Here is a 21,195-nt window from a genome sequence, read left to right on the forward strand (position 1 = left end):
AGTTTTTACAAATTTACCTGCTTTTATGGTACAATAGAAACTATGGCAAGTATAACACTCACACCAAGTGAAAAGGAGATTCAGGCTTTTCTTGAACACTATCAAACCAGTCTGGCTCCCAGCAAGAATCCCTATATCCGCTACTTTTTGAGACTACCTCAAGCAACGGTTTCTATCTATACTTCTGGAAAGGTCTTGCTTCAGGGTGAAGGAGCTGAGAAATACGCCAGTTTCTTTGGCTATCAAGTTGTAGAGGAAAACAGCGGACAAAATCTCCCTTTGATTGGGACAGATGAGGTGGGAAATGGTTCCTACTTTGGTGGACTTGCAGTTGTGGCTTCCTTTGTCACTCCAGACCAGCATGACTTCTTACGAAAACTCGGTGTAGGGGATTCTAAGACTCTGACCGACCTAAAAATCCGTCAGATCGCCCCTATCCTCAAGGAAAAAATCCAACATCAGGCACTGCTTCTCTCACCAAGCAAGTACAACGAGGTCATCGGAGACCGCTACAACGCTGTTTCGGTTAAAGTTGCCCTCCATAACCAGGCTATCTATCTCCTTCTTCAAAAAGGCATTCAGACTGAGAAAATTGTGATTGATGCCTTTACCAGTGCTAAAAATTATGACAAGTACTTGGCACAAGAGGCCAATCGTTTCAGCAATCCTATCAGCTTAGAAGAAAAGGCTGAGGGCAAATACTTGGCTGTCGCAGTTTCTTCTATCATTGCGCGTGATCTCTTTCTAGAAAATCTTGAAAATCTGGGACGAGAGCTGGGCTATCAACTTCCAAGTGGAGCTGGAACGGCTTCTGATAAGGTGGCTAGCCAGATTTTGCAAGCCTATGGTATGCAAGGACTCAATTTCTGCGCCAAATTGCACTTTAAAAATACTGAAAAAGCGAAAAAACGCTTAGAAAGGTAAGTTATGAATTCATTTAAAAATTTCTTAAAAGAGTGGGGATTGTTCCTCCTAATTCTGTCATTACTAGCTTTAAGTCGTATCTTTTTTTGGAGCAATGTTCGCGTAGAAGGGCATTCCATGGATCCTACCCTAGCGGATGGCGAAATTCTCTTTGTTGTCAAACACCTACCTATTGACCGTTTTGATATCGTGGTTGCCCATGAGGAAGATGGAAATAAGGACATCGTCAAACGTGTCATCGGAATGCCTGGCGACACCATCCGTTACGAAAACGATAAACTTTACATCAATGATAAAGAGACAGATGAGCCTTACCTAGCTGACTACATCAAACGCTTCAAGGATGACAAACTCCAAAGCACTTACTCAGGCAAGGGCTTTGAAGGAAATAAAGGAACTTTCTTTAGAAGTATCGCTGAAAAAGCCCAAGCCTTCACAGTTGATGTCAACTACAACACCAACTTTAGCTTTACTGTCCCAGAAGGAGAATACCTTCTCCTCGGAGACGACCGCCTGGTTTCTAGCGACAGCCGCCACGTAGGTACCTTCAAAGCAAAAGATATCACAGGGGAAGCTAAATTCCGCTTCTGGCCAATCACCCGTATCGGAACATTTTAAGAAACCTAAGAGGCCGAGAATCAAGAATCTCAGCCTCTTCTTCTATCGTGAGAAGTGATTATTCACTATCCAGTTTGATTAAGATAGAAACAAAGTTATACTCAATGAAAATCAAAGAGCAAACTAGGAAGCTAGCCGCAGGCTGTACTTGAGTACGGCAAGGCGAAGCTGACGTAGTTTGAATTTGATTTTCGAAGAGTATTAACTCTCACCTATTTATGCAAAGGAATCTTATGGAAGTTTATTTTTCAGGAACCATTGAACGGATTATTTTTGAAAATCCCAGCAATTTTTATCGTATCCTCCTCCTAGAAATCGACGATACAGACGCAGAGGATTTTGATGATTTTGAAATCATTGTCACGGGCACTATGGCTGATGTGATTGAGGGAGAAGACTATACTTTTTGGGGACAAATTGTCCAGCACTCCAAGTATGGGGAACAACTGCAAATCAGCCGGTATGAAAGAGCAAAACCAACTAGCAAGGGCTTGGTCAAGTACTTTTCAAGTAGCCATTTCAAGGGGATTGGTCTCAAGACAGCTCAGAAAATTGTAGATACCTATGGCGACAATACCATTGACGAAATTCTGCAACACCCAGAAAAGCTAGAAGGTATCTCAGGACTCTCTGCTAAAAATCGCGAGGCCTTCGTCTCTACTCTCCGCCTCAACTACGGAACAGAGATGGTCTTGGCCAAGCTAGCCAACTACGGCATTCCCAACAAACTAGCCTTTCAGATTCAAGACTTTTACAAGGAAGAAACCCTTGATGTGGTTGAAAATTATCCCTACCAGTTAGTCGAGGATATCAAGGGCTTGGGCTTTACCATTGCTGACCAATTAGCGGAAGAACTAGGCATAGAAAGTCAGGCTCCTGAACGCTTCCGCGCCGGTCTAGTTCACAGTCTTTTTCAGGCCTGTATGGAAACAGGGGACACCTATGTTGAAGCACGAGATCTGCTAGAACAAACTCTAACCCTACTTGAGTCTTCCCGCCCCGTGGAACTGGATCCCAGCCAAGTGGCCCAAGAACTCTCCTACCTGATCGAAGAAGACAAGGTTCAGCAGATTGATACCAAGATTTTTGACAACAGCCTCTTTTTCGCCGAGGAAGGCATCCGCAGTCACTTGGTTCGTATCCTTGAAAAAGGAAAACAGAAGAGCCAGGATTTAAAAACCATTCAAAAACATATCGCTACTGTCGAAGAAGATTTGGAGATTGAGTATGATAACATTCAAAAACAAGCTATTTGTGATGCTATCCAGAACAAGGTCTTTATCCTAACAGGTGGACCTGGTACTGGTAAGACAACGGTTATCAATGGGATCATAGCTGTTTATGCCCTTTTAGAAGGACTTGACCTCAGGAAAAAAAGCAACCTACCTATTCTTCTTGCTGCTCCAACTGGACGAGCCGCTCGGCGCATGAATGAATTGACAGGTTTGCCTAGCGCGACCATACACCGCCATTTGGGAATGACAGGGGACGATGATACCAGTCATCTGGAAGATTATCTGGATGCTGACTTTATCATCGTGGATGAATTTTCCATGGTGGATACTTGGCTGGCCAACCAACTCTTCTCCAACATCTCTTCGAACAGTAAGATCCTCATCGTGGGTGACAGCGACCAACTACCGTCTGTCAGCCCTGGACAGGTTCTAGCGGATCTGCTTCATATTCCCTTGATTCCTCAGACTCGTTTGGAAAAAATTTACCGACAAAGCGAAGAATCAACTATCGTTACCCTAGCTAGTCAAATTCGACAGGGCATCCTGCCAGCCGATTTCACCCAGAAAAAAGCAGATCGTTCCTACTTTGAAATTGCTAGTGGCCATATTCCTGCTACGATTGAGAAAATCTTAGGCGCTGCCCTAAGAAGTGGTATCCCTGCCCGTGATATCCAAGTTCTGGCGCCCATGTACCGAGGAACAGCAGGGATTGATGCCATCAACCAACTCATGCAAGACCTCCTTAATCCACCACAAAAAGACCAACTCAGTTTTGAAGCTCCCCAGTGCCACTATCGTAAGGGAGATAAGGTCATTCACCTGGTCAACGATGCTGAAATCAATGTCTTTAATGGAGATTTAGGGGCTATCACAGACCTGATTCCTGGAAAATACACTGAGTCGAAACAAGACGAGATTGTCATTGATTTTGATGGCAACGAGGTCTCTTACCCACGTAACGAATGGTACAAGATTCGTTTGGCCTATGCCATGAGTATCCATAAGTCTCAGGGAAGTGAGTTCCCTGTTGTCATCCTACCGATTACCAGTGCTAGTAGGCGTATGCTAGAGCGCAATCTCATCTACACAGCCATTACACGCGCCAAAAGCAAGCTTATCTTACTAGGCGAATTACAGGCCTTTGATTATGCTACCCAACACATCGGAACTGCCCGAAAAACCTATCTGATCGAACGCTTCAGTGATTTATTGGAGAATGTTGAAGAAAAGCAACCAGCTGTCTCTGAAATAATCACATCAAGTACCTCTGAACAATCCTACATCCTAACCGAAGAAAACTGGGATAGCATCCCAGCCATGATTGGGATTACAGACGCAGATCTCAAAGAGATTTTTGGAAAATAGTACACAAGAAAACCCACCAATTCAGGTGGGATTTTTGTTTATTAATACTCAATGAAAATCAAAGAGCAAACTAGGAAGCTAGCCGCAAGCTGTACTTTAGTACGGTAAGGCGACGCTGACGTGGTTTGAATTTGATTTTCGAAGAGTATAAGATTATTTAACTGTTGCTGTGCTTGTAATCAATTCAACAGCTTTTTTGATTGTGATATCGTGTTTCAACATATCAGCTGAAAGCAAGCTTTGTACTTGAGCCACTTCCATGTTGTAGTCTGTTGCCAATTGCTCAACTTCTTTTTGGATTTCTTCTTCTGAAGCGTCAAATCCTTCAGCTTTCGCAACTGCTTCGATAACAAGGTTAGTCTTCGTACGTGACTCAGCTTCTCCCTCGTATTGTTTGTGAAGGTCTTCTTGAGTAGTTCCAGTGATTTGGAAGTACATGTCAGGGTTGATACCTTGACGTTGCAAGTTTCCAAGGAATTCATTAACTGAACGGTGAACTTCTTCGTGGATCATTTCTTCTGGAAGTTCTACGATTTCAGCGTTTTCTACAGCTTTATCAATTGCTGCACCTTCTACTGCATCTTTGTAAGCTTCTTCTTTAGCAGCAGCTAATTCTTTGCGGTATTTTTCTTTCAATTCAGCAAGTGTTTCAACTTCTTCGTCGATATCTTTTGCAAGTTCATCGTCAAGAGCTGGAACTTCTTTAGCTTTAACTTCGTGGATAGTTGTCACGAATTTAGCTTCTTTACCTGCAAGGTCTTCTGCTTGGTAGTCTTCTGGGAATGTTACGATAACGTCAACAGTTTCGCCAGCTGAGTGACCTACCAATTGGTCTTCGAAACCTGGGATGAATTGACCTGAACCAAGTCCAAGTGAGAAGTTTTCACCTTTTCCGCCGTCAAATTCAACACCATCGATAGAACCAACAAAGTCGATGACAACAGTGTCACCGTTTTCAGCAGCAGCTTCTTTGATAACCAATTCAGCCAAGTTGTTGCGTTCGCGTTCGATACGCTCTTCAACGTCAGCGTCTGTTACTTCTTTTTCTACATCTACTGATACTTCAAGGTTTTTGTAGTCACCCAATTTAACTTCAGGTTTTGTAACAACTTCAGCAGTGATAACCCAGTCTTGACCTTTTTCCATTGAAGTTACGTCAATTTTTGGTTGAGCAACGACTTCAAGACCAGCTTCTTTTACAGCTGCTTCATAAGCATTTGGCAAAAGAGCGTTCATAACGTCTTGATAAAGTGACTCTTCACCAAATTTTTTGTCGAAGATAGGACGTGGAAGGTGACCTTTACGGAAACCTGGAACATTAAGAGATTTCTTCACTGAGTTGAAGACACGGTCCAATTCTGGTTTGATTTGGTCTTGAGAGATAGTGAAAGTCAAGACACCACGGTTTGTTTCTTTGTTTTCAAATGATACAGACATTCTGTCATTTCTCCTTAAAATTTTTTAAATACAGTCTATTATAACATAAATGGACAACTTCTTTCAAGTAATGAATGCGCTTTTCAATGACGCTAGAGGTACTTGCTCGCTTCTTTTATACTAAGTTCAGCGATTCTTTCCTTGTTTTTCTCAATGAAGCCTGCTACCCAAGTTGGATTGGTTTTGGAGTAGTCTCTTAGAGCCCAGCCAATGGCTTTATTGATAAAGAACTCTGCTTGGTTCAAATTATGAAGCAGAATCTTTTCCATTAATTGAACATTGGTCTTCTCTTTTCTTAACAACTGGTGGTCAATAGCGACTCGTCTCAGCCAGATATTGTCTGACAAGCTCCATTGGAGGATTATTTTTTCCAGTTCCGGCTTATCATACACCAAACTCCCTACTACTCGATCTAGGATATCCACCGTATCCCACCAAGATTTGGTAACAACCAACTGCTCTAGCTTAAGCAAATCGCTGTCCTTTAGATAAAACTGCATGGCTTTCAAATAATTGGCGGCCACATATTGGTATTCTCTAGGCTCCTTTCTCCAGCAAGTATCTACAAAATTCCAGTCGATAATCTTTGTTTTTTTCGCTTTTGGAAAGTATTTTTTATAGAGTGCATTTCTTTCAGGAGCCGCAATACCTAGGAAGAAAAATTGATGGCGCATATAGGCTTCCATGGGCCCTGCATTTTTTGAATCTTTTGCTGCTTCTAGCTCAACAAGTAAATCTGTTAGACTCATCTAAAACTCCTCATGTCCTACCAAGTGGTGCTGAAAGGCATAGACTGCAGCCTGGGTACGATCGCTGACCTCAAGTTTGGCAAGAATGTTAGACACGTGGGTCTTGACCGTCTTGAGAGAAATAAACAGTTCGTCTGCGATACGCTGATTTTCGTAGCCCTTGGCGATGAGTTGGAGAACATCTCGCTCACGCGCAGTCAAGTCCTCATGTAGTTCTATGTGATTTCGGTGGTATTCGACCTTCTTGCTGACCTCTTGCTCAATGGCCAACTCGCCAGCAGCCACCTTACGGACAGCATGGAGAAGTTCGTCTGCACTAGAAGTCTTGAGCATATAGCCCCGAGCACCTGCATTTAAGACAGGCATGATTTTTTCATTGTCCAAGTAAGAGCTCACAATCAAAATATTGGCTTCAGGCCATTCTTTGAGGATGGCCAAGGTCGCATCAATCCCATTCATCTCAGGCATGACGATATCCATGACAATAACATCCGGACGCAATTCCAATGCCAAGTCAATACCTTGAGACCCGTTTGTCGCCTCACCCACAACTTCTACATCGTCTTGGAGGTCAAAGTAGCTTTTCAAGCCCAATCGAACCATTTCGTGGTCATCTACTAGTAAAATTTTCATCTTTACTCCTTATAGTTCCTTATCTAACAAGGGAATACGGATATCAACTGCCAGCCCTTGCTTGGGAGCTGTTAATAACTGAACCGTCCCTGCCATATCTTCAACCCGCTCCCTGATATTGCGGAGTCCATAACTCAGGTCATCTAAACTCCCCAACTGGAAACCAATCCCATTATCCACCACCTTCAGTTGCAATTCAACATCCGTCTGATAGAGATAGACATCCAAACAAGAGGCCTGGGCATGACGGAGGGTATTGCTGATCAACTCTTGCAGGATGCGGAAGATATGCTCCTCGATTTTCTTAGGCAATTTCGTTACATTTTGCTTGAAACTAACCTTGAGATCACTCTTGTCCTCAAGCTCTTTTAAGAGGATTTGGATTCCCTCAACCAGACTCTTCTGCTCCAGTTCAACTGGTCGCAAATGCAAGAGCAAGACCCGCAAATCCTTCTGGGCGGTTTCTAAAATAGCTGTGACACTCTGCAACTGGGTCTGAATCTTTTCTCTATCCAATTTCAAAGCCTGCTGGCTGACACCTGACAAAATCATGTGGGCCGCAAACAACTCCTGACTGACTGTATCGTGCAAATCCCGAGCAATCCGCTTCCGTTCTTTCTCGATGATTTCCTCTTCCTGAGCAAGACTGTGATTTTCAGCCTTTTGAAGCGCTTCTGTCAAGAGGTTAAGTTTACCTGACAAGGACTTGAAACTGGCATCCAAATCTGGATCTGCAACCTGAACCACTTCTTTCCCTGCCAACAAACGCTTGAAATTAGCCTGCATTTTTCTTAGAGAAAGCTCTTCGATACCTCGCCAAAACAGGCCCAAGAGAAAGGTCATGGACAGGCTGAATACCAACAATAAAAAGACAAACTTTTCTGTTTTTTCGACATCATGCAAGAAAATAGTCCAGTCAAAGTCAAGGATTTCCAGCAAGCTGTGGGAGAAAAATAAGACAAACAGGATGGAGGTGAGAGCAATGATTACATAAGCTTGTTTTTTCATCCTCTGACCACCTCCACATCCCCAATCATAGTGGTCAAAAAAATCTTGACACTCTTGTTACTCTTGAGATAGTCTCTTGTTTCTTGATGATAGTGTTCATTGCGGAGGGCTCGCTTGGGCTGGTTGAAAAAAGTCAAATCACCATAGAGACAGTTAACACTGAGACTGACTTCCACATCTACAGGTACAATGATTTTGGTCGTTCCTACCATCTTTCTGAGGATAATGACATTGTCATGATTGGTTAGGATAACCCTCTCCAGATGAATAGTATCCTTGCCCATGAGGCGAAAGAGATTGATATCATCAAACTGGCAAGTCTGGTAGCTTGAAAAATGATGGAGATTTCCAAACCAACGATTTTTCTCCTTCTTAACCGTTACCACCTCTTCAAAAACCAAATTGGTCTGCTCTTTTTCCTGATTCATCATCGGATAAAGAAGAAAGAGGCTATAGATGACCGCAACAAAAATAGCTAGAATCACAAAAGGATTGAGCATGACGATGAAAAAGAAGAGAATGCTTGCCACCACTAAAAGAAGATTATTGCCCTCTTTACCAGTATAATAGCGAATCAAAAGCAAAAAGAGGAATAGAATCAGCAGAAAACGTGAAAAATGCTCTGAAACCATCAACATCAGAGCTCCCGTCAACAGACAGGCTTCGATAAATAAAAAGATTTTAAATTTTCTCATACACATATCCTCTCCCTTCTATTTTATCACAATTCAAAAAAGTCACCTCAGTCTAAAGATGGAAAAAAGGCGGTGGTTACGCCTTTTTCATCTGATCCTTTGCTTCTTTTAATTTTCCATAAAGAAGATAGTCTACTTTTTGTAAATCTGCTATGGTGGCACAATTAAGGGAACACATAATCAAACACAGATCTTCTTTCCAGCATTGAACAATGCCAATCACTTCTTCAACCGTGTAGCTTTCAACCAATTCTAGAACGGTACGTGACAGGCCTACAGCCTTGGCACCAAAGACTAGGCACTTAATCATATCCAGCGGATTGCGAACCCCTCCACTAACCAAGAGTTCGACCTTGCCTATCCAGTCTTGGGCATTGAGAAGGGCCTGCATGGTAGACTGGCCCCATTGATTGAGGTAATCACGTTGGCCACTGCGACGGTTTTCAATATAGGCAAAACTGGTACCACCACGCCCCGAAAGGTCCACTGTCCGAACCCCTAGTTCATAGGCTCTTTCGATGGTCTTCACATCCATTCCAAAGCCCACTTCCTTTAGGACAATGGGAACGGAGATTTGCTTGCTGTAGTCTGCCAGATGCGATTGCCAGCTTCTGAACTTTCGTTCCCCTTCGGGCATGAGCAATTCCTGCATAACATTGACATGCACTTGCAAGAGGAGAGGATTCATCTCTTCTACAGTTTGAAGACCGAACTCAACAGGCTTGTCCAATCCAATATTGGTTCCAAGAAGGAGATTTGGATGATCAGACTTGACAGAAAAAGAGTCATCTGCTGGATCTTTGAGGGCTGCGCTATAAGAACCCGTTACAAATAAAATACCACATGCTTCCGCCACCTGAGCCAGCTTTTGATTGATTTCTCTTCCCTTATCGCTTCCACCCGTCATAGCATTGATATAAAAAGGAAAGTCCCATTTTCGACCAGCAAACTCTGTCGACAGATCGACTTCATCCAGGTCGTAAAGAGGCAAGGAAGAATGAATCAACTCCACCTCATCAAAGCTATTATAGGAACTTTTCTGCTCAAGGGCATAGCGGATGTGCTCATCCTTACGATTTGTCGTCATGTCCTATCCTTTCTTGGTATAAGAGCTCAATCCCCAGATCGGCCCAACGGTTTTTTAGAGTTTCAGTTGATTGCTCATCAAAACTCAAGGCAATACCACAATCACCACCACCAGCGCCGCTACTCTTGGCAACAGCTTGCAAATCTTGACTGGCTTCTTTCAACTGTCTGAGCGAAGGTGTGTAAATATCTGTGCTCAAGCCTTCTAAAAGCCGGCTGGCTACTTCTACTTGCTCGATAATTTTTTCTGATTTCCCCTGTTCCAAGGCTTCTACCAAAGAAACCACCGTTTCTTTTGAGGAACTTAAAAAATTCTGATTGATATTTTGCTTGATTTGCTGGACCATGTGACTCGATACAGCCACTTCCTTGGTCCATCCCACTAGGAAATCACATTCTAGGGCAGGTTGTACGTGTGAGATTGAAAAGCCCCAATCACGCTCTAAAACAGTCGCTAAGTTTTCTTCTTCCAACCAAGCAGCAACCTTCTGGCGATCAAATGACTGGTAAAGAACCAATTCCTCTGCCACAATACAGGCAAGGTCCCCCATAGAACCATTGTCTCCGCGCTTGAGCAAGACCGCGCTAGCCAGCTTGAACAAGAGCTCCTGATCAACCAAAAGCTTATACAGAGCCAGTAAAGCCTTGACAACCAAGACAACGACGCTACCGCTAGAACCTAGACCAAACTTTTTCCCTTCTCTTTCCATTTTTCCTCGGATTTCCAAAGAAAAAGGTTGCAAAGCCTGCCCACGATAAACGAGGAAATCTTCCACTAAAGCAATCGTTTCTTGAATCAAACTATAGTCAGGATTCGGTGTCAAATCCACTGCGAAATCAAACATATCTGAGTAGATACGGTAACTATCAGAAAAAGCAATCTCGCCCTTCATATAGATGGGAATGGCCTTTATCAAGGCCAACTGCCCTGGCTCTAAAATAGCATATTCACCTGCCCAATAGAGTTTTCCGCAAGTTTTAACAGCAATCATCTTGGCTCAAATCCTTTGTTTTTGACACAATCAAGCGATAACGTTGACCGAAGATTTCTGATAAATGATCCAAGTCTTTCTCTTGACAGAGGACTTTGACATTGGGACCAGCATCCATGGTAAAGTAGCAGGATTCTCCTTGCTCGCGAAGCTGACGGACAAAGTCCATAGCTTCATAAGAGGCATCCGTCAGATAAGAAAAGGCTGGTGATGCTGTTTTGGTCGTAGCGTGCATAGCCAGGGCATTTTTCTCCGTTAACTCCCCAACCTTGGCAAAGTCATTTTCCTTGAGGTAAACCAGCATATCCTGATAGTCCTTCTCAGACTGACGCACCCAGTCATCAAAGGTCGTCGAGGTTTCCACACAAAGTTTCATCCCGTCACGGCTAGAGATTGGTTTTTTCTTGTCTTCTAGCACCAACATAATCATAGCTAGTTTCAAGTCCGTCTCTACAGGGTAAATTTCCCCACTATCCTTATCCCAGGCACCTAGCGGTCCATAAAAACTCCGAGAGGAAGAGCCTGAGGCAAACTTAGCCTCCTGTGCCAACTGGATCCGAGTCAATCCAAGCTTGAAATAAGCATTACAAGCCTTGACCAAGGCAGACAAACCGCTAGAACTTGAGGATAGGCCCGCTGCCGTAGGCATATTGTTTCGAGTATCGATACGGACAAAGCCTTCTCCAACTGGACGGTAGCGGTCGATTATTTTGCTCATCTTAGCATGCTCCGCCTCATTTTGTAGCTGACCATTGATGTAAAATTCATCAGCCGTTACATTGGCTGGTAAAGGCGACAAAGTCGTCTCCGTATGCATATTCTCCAAAGTCAGAGAGATACTGCTAGTAGCAGGCACCATCTCTTTCTCTTTTTTCTTTCCCCAATATTTGATAATAGCAATATTTGCGTAAGAACGTACTGTTACAGGCTCTCTATCCATGTCTGAACAGCTCCTTTCTCTTCTAATCTTTCTGCTAGTTCTTGAGCTTGAGTCAAATTGGTTGCCAAGGCTATGATACAGCCTCCTAGCCCACCACCGCTCATCTTGGCACCCAGAGCACCATGGCTAAGAGCCGTTTCAACTAGAGAATCCGCCTCAGGGCTACTGACACCAATTTCTTTTAAATGCAAATGCGCTTGACTGAGGATTTGTCCCAGCCCTTCAGCATCTTTTTGTGAAATCGCATCCTCTGCCTGCTGGGTCAATTCTCCCAAAGCATGCAAAAACGGTAGAGCATCCTTGCCCTTACTTTGAACCACTTGGATGGCTTCACGGGTATGACCATAAACGCCCGTGTCAGCAATCACCAAATAGGCGGATAAATCCATCTCAAGTTCTGTAAATCCTACGTTCTTAATAAAGCGAATAGGCTGGTCACTGAGACAGGTCTTGGCATCCAAACCACTTGGATTCATATGGGCAATCATCTCCGCCCGATTGACCAAGATTTCTAATACATCATGAGGCAGTTCTGCCTGATAGTAGTCAAATACTGCACGAATGGCTGCTATGCTAATAGCAGCTGACGAACCCATTCCCCGCTTCTCAGGGATAGCCGAGTCAATCTCACAACGAATGCAGGCTTCTTTGATATCCAAATACTCCAGTGAGGCATAGACCGCCATGGACAAGGTATCCTCCTCATAGAGACGCCAAGGACTCGCTGCAGGAACTACCTTACAAGTCACCTCCACCTCCAAAAGGGGCAAGGAAATAGCAGGATAACCGTAAACGACCGCATGCTCCCCTATTAAAATAATCTTACTATGTGCCTGACCGACACCAACTTTTTTTGTCATTTTTTCCTTTTGCTAGACGAAAAAGCCGTCTCATACTCAATGAAAATCAAAAAGCAAACTAGGAAACTAGCCGCAGGTTGCTCAAAACACTGTTTTGAGGTTGTAGATAAGACTGACGAAGTCAGTCACATATATACGGTAAGGCAACGCTGACGTGGTTTGAATTTAATTTTCGAAGAGTATTATTTTTTCCTACAAGTATTTATTCTCTCCTATCTATTTTATTATATTTTCACAAAAAAAGCGATTGTTTCCTTCACAATCGCCTCTTTCATTATTGAACCCATTCGCCATTATAATTGACAGAATAGCCATCTACGGTCGTATTCACTGCCAAAGCACCTGAGTTGTAAGCATAGTACCATTTGCCATTGACCTGGAACCAGCCTATCTTCATATCTCCATTACTTGCATTTAGGTAGTACCAAGTTGAACCATCTTGATACCAACCAGTTGCCATAGCTCCTGATGAACGGAGATAGTACCACTTGTTACCAAGGTATTGCCAGCCCGTTTTCATATCACCATTTTCAGCATCTAAATAGTACCAAGTTGAGCCTTCTTGATACCAGCCAGTCGCCATAGCTCCTGATGAACGGAGATAGTACCACTTATTGCCAAGTTGTTTCCAACCAGTTTGCATGATACCAGTTTCTGAATCTAGGTAATACCACGGAGCAGGTTTGCTTCTATCAATGCCAAAAGTAACATGGAAATCTTGAGTCCAACCCTTAGCAACTTCACCAATTGGTAGTGGATTGTAAGAATCATCGCCAGAAATTCCTAGCTTATTTAAATAATACCAATTGCCGTCTTCATAAGTCCAACCTGTCTTTACAGCATAATTATTATCAAAATAATAAGTTCTCTTTTCAGCAGATGGAGCATATTGTTCACCGTATACTTTTCCTGTATTTTCAGACGTTTTTGCCTCTAGTACTTGTTTATCTGTTTGTTCTAGCAAAGCACCATCTTGTCCAAAATAGTACCACTTCTCCTGAAGGCCAATTTCTAAGACTGGACGATTATTAAATAAATTATCACGATAACCTGTTCCATGAATTTCTACGTATTGCCATCCAACTACCATTTCTCCTTTATCACCAAAATAGTAAGTTTTACCGTCTATTTTATGCCAATAGATTGCTTTATGATCATCTTTTACATAATATTTTCTATTATCCTTATCAACAAATTGGCCACCTGTGGTATCCGCAAATACAGTATTTGTAGCTAGCAAACCAAAGAAAAATGTTGCTAGTGCGACTTGCATCATTTTTTTCAAAAGCTTCATTTGTATCTCCTCCAAGATTAAATCCACTCACCAGATGAAGCAAAGTTATAGACTTTACCATCGATAGTTTGGCTACCTGTAACCATTGCTCCATTTGAATTGAGATAATACCAGTTTCCATTTACTTTTGTCCAACCTGTCTTCATATCTCCATTACTTGCATTTAGGTAGTACCAAGTTGAACTATCTTTCACCCAACCAGTTGCCATGGTTCCTGATGAACGGAGGTAGTACCACTTGTTACCAAGATATTGCCAACCAGTTTTCATATCGCCATTTTGCTGGTCTAAATAATACCAAGTTGAGCCTTCCTGATACCAGCCAGTTGCCATTGCTCCTGATGAACGGAGATAGTACCACTTATTGCCAAGTTGTTTCCAACCAGTTTGCATGATACCAGTTGTTGGATCTAGATAGTACCAAGTTGAATCATCGTTTATCCAACCACGCACTAGCTCTCCAACAGTTAAACTGTCGATACGAGCATCGAAGCCACCATCCTTCAGTAAATAATACCAGTGTCCCTCATCATGAACCCAACCAGTTTTTAAAGTGTGATATCTACGCTGATCTTCAAAATAATAGACTCGTTTCTCTGCTGGACTATCATATTGTTCCCCATGATGTTTGTTGGTATTTGTAGCAGTTTTTGCTTCTAAAACTTGCTTACCAACAAACTCTTGTAGCACTCCATTTTTGTCAAAGTAATACCATTCTGGCATTGGGGAACCTTCTAATCTTATACCATTAGGGTAAGGACCAATTGTATATCCTTTAACTGGCATTGGAATATATTGCCAACCAACAACCATTTCACCATTGTAATCAAAATAATAGGTCTTACCATCAATCACTCGCCAGTAGGTTTCTTTTAGGTCCCCCTTCTTGTAGTAGGTTCTACCATTTTCTTGGACAAATTGCCAACCTTCTGAATCAGCATCATCCGCCAATACTGCACTTGTTGCTAGCAAACCAAAGAAAAAGACTGCTAATGCAATTTGCATCAATTTTTTTATTGTTTTCATTAGACGTATCCTCCATAACTGATTATAGCAAAGCCCCAACTGTATGTCAATATATAGAGAACCCCCTCAAAAAAAGCAGTTACATAACTGCAACTGCTTTTCTATTCTTGCATGGTGTAACCGACACCACGAACGGTTTTAATGTAACTTTTTTGACCTTTTACATCAAGCTTGCTACGTAGATAACGGATATAGACATCCACGATATTTGTTTCGGTCGCACTTTCATACTTCCAGACACTTTCCAACAACTGCTCACGAGTCAGAACTTTCTTGCTTCCCATAAGAGTAGCCAAGAGGTCATACTCACGACGCGTCAGAGCAATCATTTCCTCGCCACGATAAACGGTATGATGCTCTACATCCATACGCAGATTGCGGTAAGACGTTGGAACCTTCATCTGACTACAGTGTTGGTCGATGAAGTCCCGACCTCGGAAAATCGCTGAAATACGAGCCACCAAATTGTCAATAATAACCGGCTTATAGATGTAAGAAACGGCAAAGCGTTGGATTGTCTCAATCTGATCTTGCAAGTCTTCGCGATGGTCCAAGACCATAATGACTGAGGCTGGCTTAGTCCGACTCAGCTTGGCTGCAAAATCCTGGGCTGTCATATCCCCCAGATGAGCATTCAATAAAATCAAGTCATAGTCTGTCTGAAGAGCCATGGAGAGGGCTTTTTGCCCCTCCTCAACCTGATCAACTCGGTATTGCTCTTTTTGGAGTTCCAAACTTAAAAAATGAGCTAGATTTCTTTCTTTCTCAAGTAATAAAATCCGTTTCCCCATGGCAGACCTACTTATTTTTCGTCATACCAAGAGTAGTGGAATGTTCCTTCTTTGTCTTTACGTTGGTAAGTGTGGGCACCAAAGTAGTCACGTTGTGCTTGGATCAAGTTAGCTGGAAGGTCAGCTGAACGGTAGCTATCAAAGTAAGTAATAGCTGCTGAGAAAGTTGGCACTGGCACACCAGCTTGAACAGCAAGAGCTACGATATCACGCACTGCTTGTTGGTACTTAGCAGTGACATCCAAGAAGTACTCATCCAAAAGAAGGTTAGCCAGGTCTGCATCACGGTTGTAAGCATCTGTAATCTTTTGCAAGAAACGAGAACGGATGATACAGCCATCACGCCAGATAGATGCGATGTCCGCAAATGGTAAGTTCCAGTTGTTTTCTTTAGAAGCTACACGCAATTGCGCAAAACCTTGTGCGTATGAAATGATTTTTGAGAAGTAAAGAGCTTGACGGATTTTTTCAATCAACTCAGCCTTGTCTCCTTCAAATTTGAAGGCAGCTGGTTTTGGAAGAACCTTGCTAGCATGCACACGTTCTTCTTTGTAAGTAGAGATGTAACGTGCAAATACTGACTCAGTGATGAGTGACAAAGGCACACCAAGATCAAGTGATGATTGGCTAGTCCATTTACCAGTTCCCTTGTTACCTGCAGCATCAAGGATGTAGTCTACGATTGGTCCATCTTGGCCTTCATCGTCTTTACGGCTCAAGATATCAGCTGTGATTTCGATCAAGTAGCTGTCCAATTCACCCTTATTCCACTCAGTAAAGATTTCAGCCATATCTTCTGCAGAAAGGCCTAGCAAGTGTTGCATCAAGTCATAACTTTCTGCGATCAATTGCATATCACCATACTCAATACCGTTGTGAACCATTTTCACATAGTGACCAGCTCCATCAGGACCAATGTAAGTCACACATGGTTTGCCATCTTCTGGTGCTTTAGCTGAGATTTCTTCAAGAACATCCGCAACCAATTCGTAGGCTTCTTTTTGTCCACCAGGCATGATAGAAGGACCTTCAAGGGCACCTTTTTCACCACCAGAAACCCCAGTACCGATAAAGTTGATACCTGAGTTTGCCAATTCTTCATTACGACGGATTGTATCTTTGTAGAAAGTGTTTCCTCCGTCGATCAAGATATCACCCTTGTCAAGGTGTGGAAGAAGGGCTTGAATTGTAGCATCTGTACCAGGTCCAGCTTGAACCATGAGCATGATACGACGAGGTTTTTCGATTGAGTTTACAAAACTTTCAACGTCATAGCTTGGTACAAAGTTCTTTTCAGGATGGCAAGCAATTACATCTTCAGTTTTTTCTTTACTACGGTTGTAAATAGCAACTGTGTAACCACGAGATTCAATATTAAGGGCAAGGTTACGACCCATTACGGCCATACCTACGACACCAAAGTTAGCTTTTGTCATTTGACACTCCTCTTGTTTAATTTGTTTTATTTTATCATTTTTACTTTTGAAAAGAAAGAATTTTGTAACGACTGCTTAGTAGTCCAAAGCATCCGCATGTCCAGAACCATTTCCAACAAAGTATCCTGTCTTACAGTTAAGGGTAAAGAGATAGGTTCCATCTGGCTTGTAGAGGTTGTAATAACCATTGCCATTAACGATATTAACACGTTCAAGGATATATTGGTTACCAGTGATATAACCACGTGAGCGTGAAGTCGCTAGGATTTTTTCCAAGACACCATCCGCGAAATCCCAGGCAGAATTATTGCTATCATCAACAGCTGATTGATTGAACGGCACACGACTCGAAGCTCTCTGGAGGTCAACTCCAGAACTTGATAAACCGCCATGGCTATCATCACGTGCAGAAACCGAACTATTTGTTGAGGCGCTTGAAGATGGACTTGTGTTGTCTGCAGCCCTCTCTGTTGATGAACTTGAACTTTCTTGACTTGAGCTTGAGCTAGAACTTGAAGCACTTGTTTGTTGGCTTTTACCAAGGCTGATAGCCTTATCTAGCACTTTATCAATCTCCGTATTTCCAGTTTTAATATCTGTAAATTTAGCATCTGATTTAGCTTTAGCGTTAGTGTCCAAAACTCCATCTACAATAGCTGGCTTCTCAAATTGAGCATTGACATCTTGAATGGCCTTTATTTGAGTCGCTAGACTATCATACTTAGATTTTGCTAGCGTATATTCACGACTACCTTCTAGCTTATCAAGCAAGGTTTTCAGTTGACTCAGTTTATCAAACTGGCTATTCTTCAAAGCCGTTTTGTTGCTATCTGTATAGAAGGCATCATATAAATTATTGAATTCTTCCACATCTGACTGCGTATTTGTAGTTGATTGAGAAGTTTGGATTTCCTTGGTCGAACGAGCCACCTGACGATAAATATAATAACCAGTTCCAAGGATAAGAACCACTAAGGCTGCTAGAATACCGTAAAGCACCCATTTCTTCTTACTTTTTCCATCTTCACTATCTGTGACTCGATAAAGTGTTGGAATATCTTCAGTCTCAGAGGCTTCAACAAGAGGAGTTTCTGAAACTCGTGTTAATTCTAAATCATCAAACTGACTCAATTCATCTTCTGAAGCTGGAGAAGTTACTCCTGTTTCCTCACGAAGCTCTTGAAGTAAATTATCCAGAGTCTGAGTCTCCTCTATCTCTTCTATCCCTTCTTTTTCAACTAAATCATCCTTGCTAAACTGACGCGTTTCAAACTTATCTGCCTCAATTTCATCTTTATGTTGTTTCACATACTTGTCCAAGATAGAATCTCCAGGCAATACACCTGCTTCCACCTCTTCATTTTTTAGCATGGCTTCTCCAACCGTTAGCTCTTTGGCATCATCAAAATCAAATTGCGCTTCTTGATGTTCTGTTATATGACGATCATGTCTTTTCTTACTCATGAGTTTTCCTTCCTACTTTACTTCCTGACGTTTAACACGCTGACCGAAATATTGATACAAATCAACTTTTAAAGTTCCATTGTACAACTTGCGCTTCTTGTCCGCCTGACTGCCGTACTTGGTCTCAAAGGCTTCATCACTAGTTAGGATAAATTTGCTCCACGTTTTCAGCGGTGCAAATACTTGCCCCATCTCAGCATAGAGTTTGGTAACTCCTGCATCATCTGACAAGCGTTCCCCATAAGGTGGGTTAGAGATAATCACTCCATTGATTTTATCGGAACGCAAATCCTGCACGCGCATCTGCTTAAAGGTAATATCTCCTGCAACACCTGCTGCTTGAGCATTGGCCTTAGCAATTTCCACCATACGTGCATCGATATCACAGCCCATGATATCTAGCTCAAGCTCACGATCCACTTTCTTAGCCGCTTCTGTACGCACTTCTTGAATCAAGCGATCACTAATCCAGTTCCACTCCTCAAAGGCAAAGGAGCGACGAAGACCAGGAGCCATCTTTCTAGCAATCATAACTGCCTCGATACAGAAAGTTCCTGAACCACAGGTCGGATCAATCAAGGGCTTGTCTGGATACCAGTTAGAGAGTTGCAAAATAGCTGCTGCCATGTTTTCCTTGATAGGAGCCCCACCCTTTTCGGTACGATAGCCACGTTTAAAGAGACTGGAGCCTGTCGTATCAATCATGACAGTTGCTATGTCTTTCAGAATAGAAACCTCAATCTTAAACTCAGGACCATTCTCCATAAGAGGAACACCTTCTGGACGGGCATAGTGTTTTTGCAACTTTTTAACAACAGCTTTCTTTGAAATAGCCTGAACACTGGGTTCATTGTGTAGTTTAGACTTAACACATTTGGCTTTTGAAATCGGAAATCGAGCTCCAAGTGGTAAATAATTTTCCCAATCTAGAGCGAAAACTCCTTGAAAGAGCTCCTCAAAAGTCTTAGCTGGGAACGTTCCTACGATAATCTTGATACGGTCTGCCGCTCGAAGCCAGAGGTTGGTTTCGATGATGGCTTTCGCATCTCCTTGAAAACGAACACGTCCATTTTCAACCTGACAATCGTAGCCCAACTCTCGCAATTCACGTCCCACAACAGCCTCAAGACCCGCTGCAGCAGTAGCGATTAAATTAAATTCTTTTTTCATTTTCAGTCTTATAAGACCTTTCTATATGTCCACTTTAAAAAATGAGGTTGAGAAAGTTTTCTCAGCCCCAACCTATATGCAATTTTCTATAAGCCATGTTTTGTTCCAGAAGTGACTAGGACCACTTCCTTCGATAATCATCTGTCTACCGCTAACAGCCTACAGCTGAAAGTAGTCAGAGTACTACGTTCGTTTCCGTGTACTCCATGCCCCGACCAAAATTTGGGTTGCTAGCTTGAGGGGTTTACCGCGTTCCACTCTCTCCGTTTCCAGAAAGACTTCGTCACTGTGGCACTTTCAAGCCTACTCTGGCCTATCCAAGGACTTAGCCATTTCAACTGCCGTAACGATTTCTCGTCCCTAGGCTTATGGTTTCGCCTAGCACAAACACTACAGGCATCACAGCCTGTGCTAGCATGGACTTTCCTCATGAAAAGAAATTCTCCTCACGCGATTATCCAAAAATTGCACTTTTCAAATAAGCTCTTATAAATCAGAGTTATCCAAAATTTGTTTACCAAATACTTCTTTCTCAAGACGATTTAGACGTTTTAAAATATCAAAATTCGTCATAGAAGTTGTAGCCGTCATTTCAAGTGGTTCTGCTTGAACCGGTGCAGATTCAGGTTTGCGAGACAATTCTTCCTTCAACTCTGCAATTTCTTGACGGAGAGACTTGACTAAGGCAGCATAAGTTTCGTAGTCCTTGATGACATCGTCCAAAAATTCATCAACTTCAACCTTACTATATCCACGGACTTCACGTCCAAACTCTTGCTCAAAAATATCTTTTGCTGAAAAAATAATACTTGCCATCTCTCTCTCCATTCTCGGTTTCTAATAGTATTATTATATAAAAAAAGGCAAACAAAAATCAAGGTCAAAGGCTTACTTTTCAGAAAAATTTTCTGCTAGCTCATTTAGGTCTTCAAACGTTAGCCTTTTTATGCGATACCCTTCCTGATTTTTCATCAAGGTATCCATAAATTTTAATTTGGTCTCATTTTCTGGATCATAGAAAAAATAAGCTAAATCAGTATTTTCCAGTAAAAACCGTTGGTAGTCTCGTAGTTGCCCCATATGTTCATATTTAGGATAGGCATATTTGACAAAATCTACCTGCTTAAATTGGCTAAGTTTAAGCTGATTCGCTTCATTCCAATTTTCCCCGTGTGTTTCAAAATCAAAAATGGTCGCTAGGTTGAAATCATATTCTTCTTTCATTTCATTTGCGACATCAAGCACCCAAGATTCAAATCCCAAGTTCCCTGTAAAGACCAGCCAGTTAATCCCTTCTTCTGCCAAACTTTCTAAATCACGGTGAATGGCTTTCTTTATAATTTTTAACCTGATATCTTTTTCGTTAAAGACACCCAAGTCAAAATTAGAATATCCCATAATTAAAGCTGTAGTCATTTTTACACCTTTCTTTCTATTTTTATGGTATAATAGAGTGATGTTATTGTACCAATA

At 42.2% G+C, this 21,195-nt stretch carries 20 protein-coding genes and 1 other RNA gene; 3 read left to right on the forward strand and 18 right to left on the reverse strand.

The features are described 5' to 3' along the window. Positions 1–42: 42 nt before the first annotated feature. The 3 genes from rnhC (at position 43) to recD2 (ending at position 4,142) form a co-directional block, all read left to right on the forward strand. Positions 43–924 (forward strand): ribonuclease HIII, encoded by an 882-nt coding sequence (gene rnhC, locus SK578_RS08645; protein WP_042751666.1) that lies wholly within the window; start codon positions 43–45, stop codon positions 922–924. 3 nt (positions 925–927) lie between these two features. Next, positions 928–1,542: a signal peptidase I gene (gene lepB, locus SK578_RS08650; protein WP_004245100.1), complete on the forward strand. Its 615-nt coding sequence runs from the start codon at positions 928–930 to the stop codon at positions 1,540–1,542. Between the two features lie 233 nt (positions 1,543–1,775). Continuing rightward, on the forward strand, positions 1,776–4,142 hold the full coding sequence (recD2, locus tag SK578_RS08655) for an SF1B family DNA helicase RecD2 (RefSeq protein WP_042751667.1): 2,367 nt from the start codon (positions 1,776–1,778) through the stop codon (positions 4,140–4,142). Between the two features lie 153 nt (positions 4,143–4,295). On the opposite strand, the gene tig is transcribed toward recD2, so the two are convergent. From tig to SK578_RS08750, 18 genes are all read right to left on the reverse strand, one after another. Continuing rightward, the gene (gene tig, locus SK578_RS08660) at positions 4,296–5,579 is read right to left on the reverse strand and encodes a trigger factor (protein ID WP_042751668.1); all 1,284 of its coding nucleotides are present in this window, start codon (positions 5,577–5,579) and stop codon (positions 4,296–4,298) included. A gap of 92 nt (positions 5,580–5,671) precedes the next feature. Continuing rightward, positions 5,672–6,328, reverse strand: coding sequence for a DNA alkylation repair protein (locus tag SK578_RS08665; RefSeq protein WP_042751669.1), 657 nt, complete (start codon positions 6,326–6,328; stop codon positions 5,672–5,674). Next, positions 6,329–6,961, reverse strand: a complete 633-nt coding sequence (locus SK578_RS08670; protein ID WP_042751670.1) for a response regulator transcription factor — start codon at positions 6,959–6,961, stop codon at positions 6,329–6,331. A 9-nt stretch (positions 6,962–6,970) separates the two neighbouring features. Further along, positions 6,971–7,969 carry an envelope stress sensor histidine kinase LiaS gene (locus tag SK578_RS08675; RefSeq protein WP_042751671.1) on the reverse strand — a complete coding sequence of 333 codons (999 nt, stop codon included), beginning with the start codon at positions 7,967–7,969 and terminating at the stop codon, positions 6,971–6,973. Next, the gene (gene liaF, locus SK578_RS08680; protein ID WP_042751861.1) at positions 7,966–8,664 is read right to left on the reverse strand and encodes a cell wall-active antibiotics response protein LiaF; all 699 of its coding nucleotides are present in this window, start codon (positions 8,662–8,664) and stop codon (positions 7,966–7,968) included. Before liaF ends, SK578_RS08675 begins: the two co-directional genes overlap by 4 nt. A 76-nt stretch (positions 8,665–8,740) precedes the next feature. Continuing rightward, positions 8,741–9,751: a type 2 isopentenyl-diphosphate Delta-isomerase gene (gene fni / locus SK578_RS08685; protein ID WP_042751672.1), complete on the reverse strand. Its 1,011-nt coding sequence runs from the start codon at positions 9,749–9,751 to the stop codon at positions 8,741–8,743. Beyond that, positions 9,735–10,742: a phosphomevalonate kinase gene (locus SK578_RS08690; RefSeq protein ID WP_042751673.1), complete on the reverse strand. Its 1,008-nt coding sequence runs from the start codon at positions 10,740–10,742 to the stop codon at positions 9,735–9,737. The genes fni and SK578_RS08690 overlap by 17 nt, the downstream gene beginning before the upstream one ends. Continuing rightward, positions 10,729–11,682, reverse strand: coding sequence for a diphosphomevalonate decarboxylase (gene mvaD / locus SK578_RS08695; protein ID WP_042751674.1), 954 nt, complete (start codon positions 11,680–11,682; stop codon positions 10,729–10,731). Before mvaD ends, SK578_RS08690 begins: the two co-directional genes overlap by 14 nt. Further along, complete coding sequence (mvk, locus tag SK578_RS08700) at positions 11,664–12,542, reverse strand: mevalonate kinase (RefSeq protein WP_042751675.1); 879 nt, start codon at positions 12,540–12,542, stop codon at positions 11,664–11,666. Before mvk ends, mvaD begins: the two co-directional genes overlap by 19 nt. Positions 12,543–12,816: 274 nt before the next feature. Next, a complete protein-coding gene (cbpC, locus tag SK578_RS08710) occupies positions 12,817–13,836 on the reverse strand; it encodes a choline-binding protein CbpC (protein WP_042751677.1) in 1,020 nt (339 codons plus the stop codon). Between the two features lie 17 nt (positions 13,837–13,853). Beyond that, entirely contained in the window at positions 13,854–14,861 is a 1,008-nt protein-coding gene (locus tag SK578_RS08715) for an N-acetylmuramoyl-L-alanine amidase family protein (RefSeq protein ID WP_042751678.1), read from the reverse strand. 101 nt (positions 14,862–14,962) lie between these two features. Further along, a complete protein-coding gene (locus SK578_RS08720) occupies positions 14,963–15,652 on the reverse strand; it encodes a response regulator transcription factor (protein ID WP_042751679.1) in 690 nt (229 codons plus the stop codon). Positions 15,653–15,663: 11 nt separating this feature from the next. Then, positions 15,664–17,088 carry an NADP-dependent phosphogluconate dehydrogenase gene (gndA, locus tag SK578_RS08725; protein WP_000158778.1) on the reverse strand — a complete coding sequence of 475 codons (1,425 nt, stop codon included), beginning with the start codon at positions 17,086–17,088 and terminating at the stop codon, positions 15,664–15,666. Between the two features lie 75 nt (positions 17,089–17,163). Then, positions 17,164–18,552, reverse strand: coding sequence for a cell division site-positioning protein MapZ (gene mapZ / locus SK578_RS08730; RefSeq protein WP_042751680.1), 1,389 nt, complete (start codon positions 18,550–18,552; stop codon positions 17,164–17,166). A 12-nt stretch (positions 18,553–18,564) separates the two neighbouring features. Then, positions 18,565–19,722 (reverse strand): THUMP domain-containing class I SAM-dependent RNA methyltransferase, encoded by a 1,158-nt coding sequence (locus SK578_RS08735; protein ID WP_042751681.1) that lies wholly within the window; start codon positions 19,720–19,722, stop codon positions 18,565–18,567. Between the two features lie 84 nt (positions 19,723–19,806). Then, positions 19,807–20,188: RNase P RNA component class B (rnpB, locus tag SK578_RS10705), an RNA gene on the reverse strand. 20 nt (positions 20,189–20,208) lie between these two features. After that, the gene (gpsB, locus tag SK578_RS08745; protein WP_000146534.1) at positions 20,209–20,538 is read right to left on the reverse strand and encodes a cell division regulator GpsB; all 330 of its coding nucleotides are present in this window, start codon (positions 20,536–20,538) and stop codon (positions 20,209–20,211) included. Positions 20,539–20,610: 72 nt separating this feature from the next. Then, a complete protein-coding gene (locus SK578_RS08750) occupies positions 20,611–21,138 on the reverse strand; it encodes an SLOG family protein (protein WP_042751683.1) in 528 nt (175 codons plus the stop codon). Positions 21,139–21,195: the final 57 nt, after the last annotated feature.

It is taken from the genome of Streptococcus mitis, assembly GCF_000722755.1.
Classification (GTDB): Bacteria; Bacillota; Bacilli; order Lactobacillales; family Streptococcaceae; genus Streptococcus; species Streptococcus mitis_CM.

Bases quoted from the DNA above. Each gene is read 5' to 3' on its own strand.
- mvk (WP_042751675.1), bottom strand. From the start codon at position 12,542: ATGACAAAAAAAGTTGGTGTCGGTCAGGCACATAGTAAGATTATTTTA.
- fni (WP_042751672.1), bottom strand. From the start codon at position 9,751: ATGACGACAAATCGTAAGGATGAGCACATCCGCTATGCCCTTGAGCAG.
- SK578_RS08720 (WP_042751679.1), bottom strand. From the start codon at position 15,652: ATGGGGAAACGGATTTTATTACTTGAGAAAGAAAGAAATCTAGCTCAT.
- SK578_RS08665 (WP_042751669.1), bottom strand. From the start codon at position 6,328: ATGAGTCTAACAGATTTACTTGTTGAGCTAGAAGCAGCAAAAGATTCA.
- rnhC (WP_042751666.1), top strand. From the start codon at position 43: ATGGCAAGTATAACACTCACACCAAGTGAAAAGGAGATTCAGGCTTTT.
- mapZ (WP_042751680.1), bottom strand. From the start codon at position 18,552: ATGAGTAAGAAAAGACATGATCGTCATATAACAGAACATCAAGAAGCG.
- cbpC (WP_042751677.1), bottom strand. From the start codon at position 13,836: ATGAAGCTTTTGAAAAAAATGATGCAAGTCGCACTAGCAACATTTTTC.
- SK578_RS08675 (WP_042751671.1), bottom strand. From the start codon at position 7,969: ATGAAAAAACAAGCTTATGTAATCATTGCTCTCACCTCCATCCTGTTT.
- mvaD (WP_042751674.1), bottom strand. From the start codon at position 11,682: ATGGATAGAGAGCCTGTAACAGTACGTTCTTACGCAAATATTGCTATT.
- gpsB (WP_000146534.1), bottom strand. From the start codon at position 20,538: ATGGCAAGTATTATTTTTTCAGCAAAAGATATTTTTGAGCAAGAGTTT.
- SK578_RS08750 (WP_042751683.1), bottom strand. From the start codon at position 21,138: ATGACTACAGCTTTAATTATGGGATATTCTAATTTTGACTTGGGTGTC.
- SK578_RS08670 (WP_042751670.1), bottom strand. From the start codon at position 6,961: ATGAAAATTTTACTAGTAGATGACCACGAAATGGTTCGATTGGGCTTG.
- lepB (WP_004245100.1), top strand. From the start codon at position 928: ATGAATTCATTTAAAAATTTCTTAAAAGAGTGGGGATTGTTCCTCCTA.
- SK578_RS08690 (WP_042751673.1), bottom strand. From the start codon at position 10,742: ATGATTGCTGTTAAAACTTGCGGAAAACTCTATTGGGCAGGTGAATAT.
- liaF (WP_042751861.1), bottom strand. From the start codon at position 8,664: ATGAGAAAATTTAAAATCTTTTTATTTATCGAAGCCTGTCTGTTGACG.
- SK578_RS08735 (WP_042751681.1), bottom strand. From the start codon at position 19,722: ATGAAAAAAGAATTTAATTTAATCGCTACTGCTGCAGCGGGTCTTGAG.
- gndA (WP_000158778.1), bottom strand. From the start codon at position 17,088: ATGACAAAAGCTAACTTTGGTGTCGTAGGTATGGCCGTAATGGGTCGT.
- recD2 (WP_042751667.1), top strand. From the start codon at position 1,776: ATGGAAGTTTATTTTTCAGGAACCATTGAACGGATTATTTTTGAAAAT.
- tig (WP_042751668.1), bottom strand. From the start codon at position 5,579: ATGTCTGTATCATTTGAAAACAAAGAAACAAACCGTGGTGTCTTGACT.
- SK578_RS08715 (WP_042751678.1), bottom strand. From the start codon at position 14,861: ATGAAAACAATAAAAAAATTGATGCAAATTGCATTAGCAGTCTTTTTC.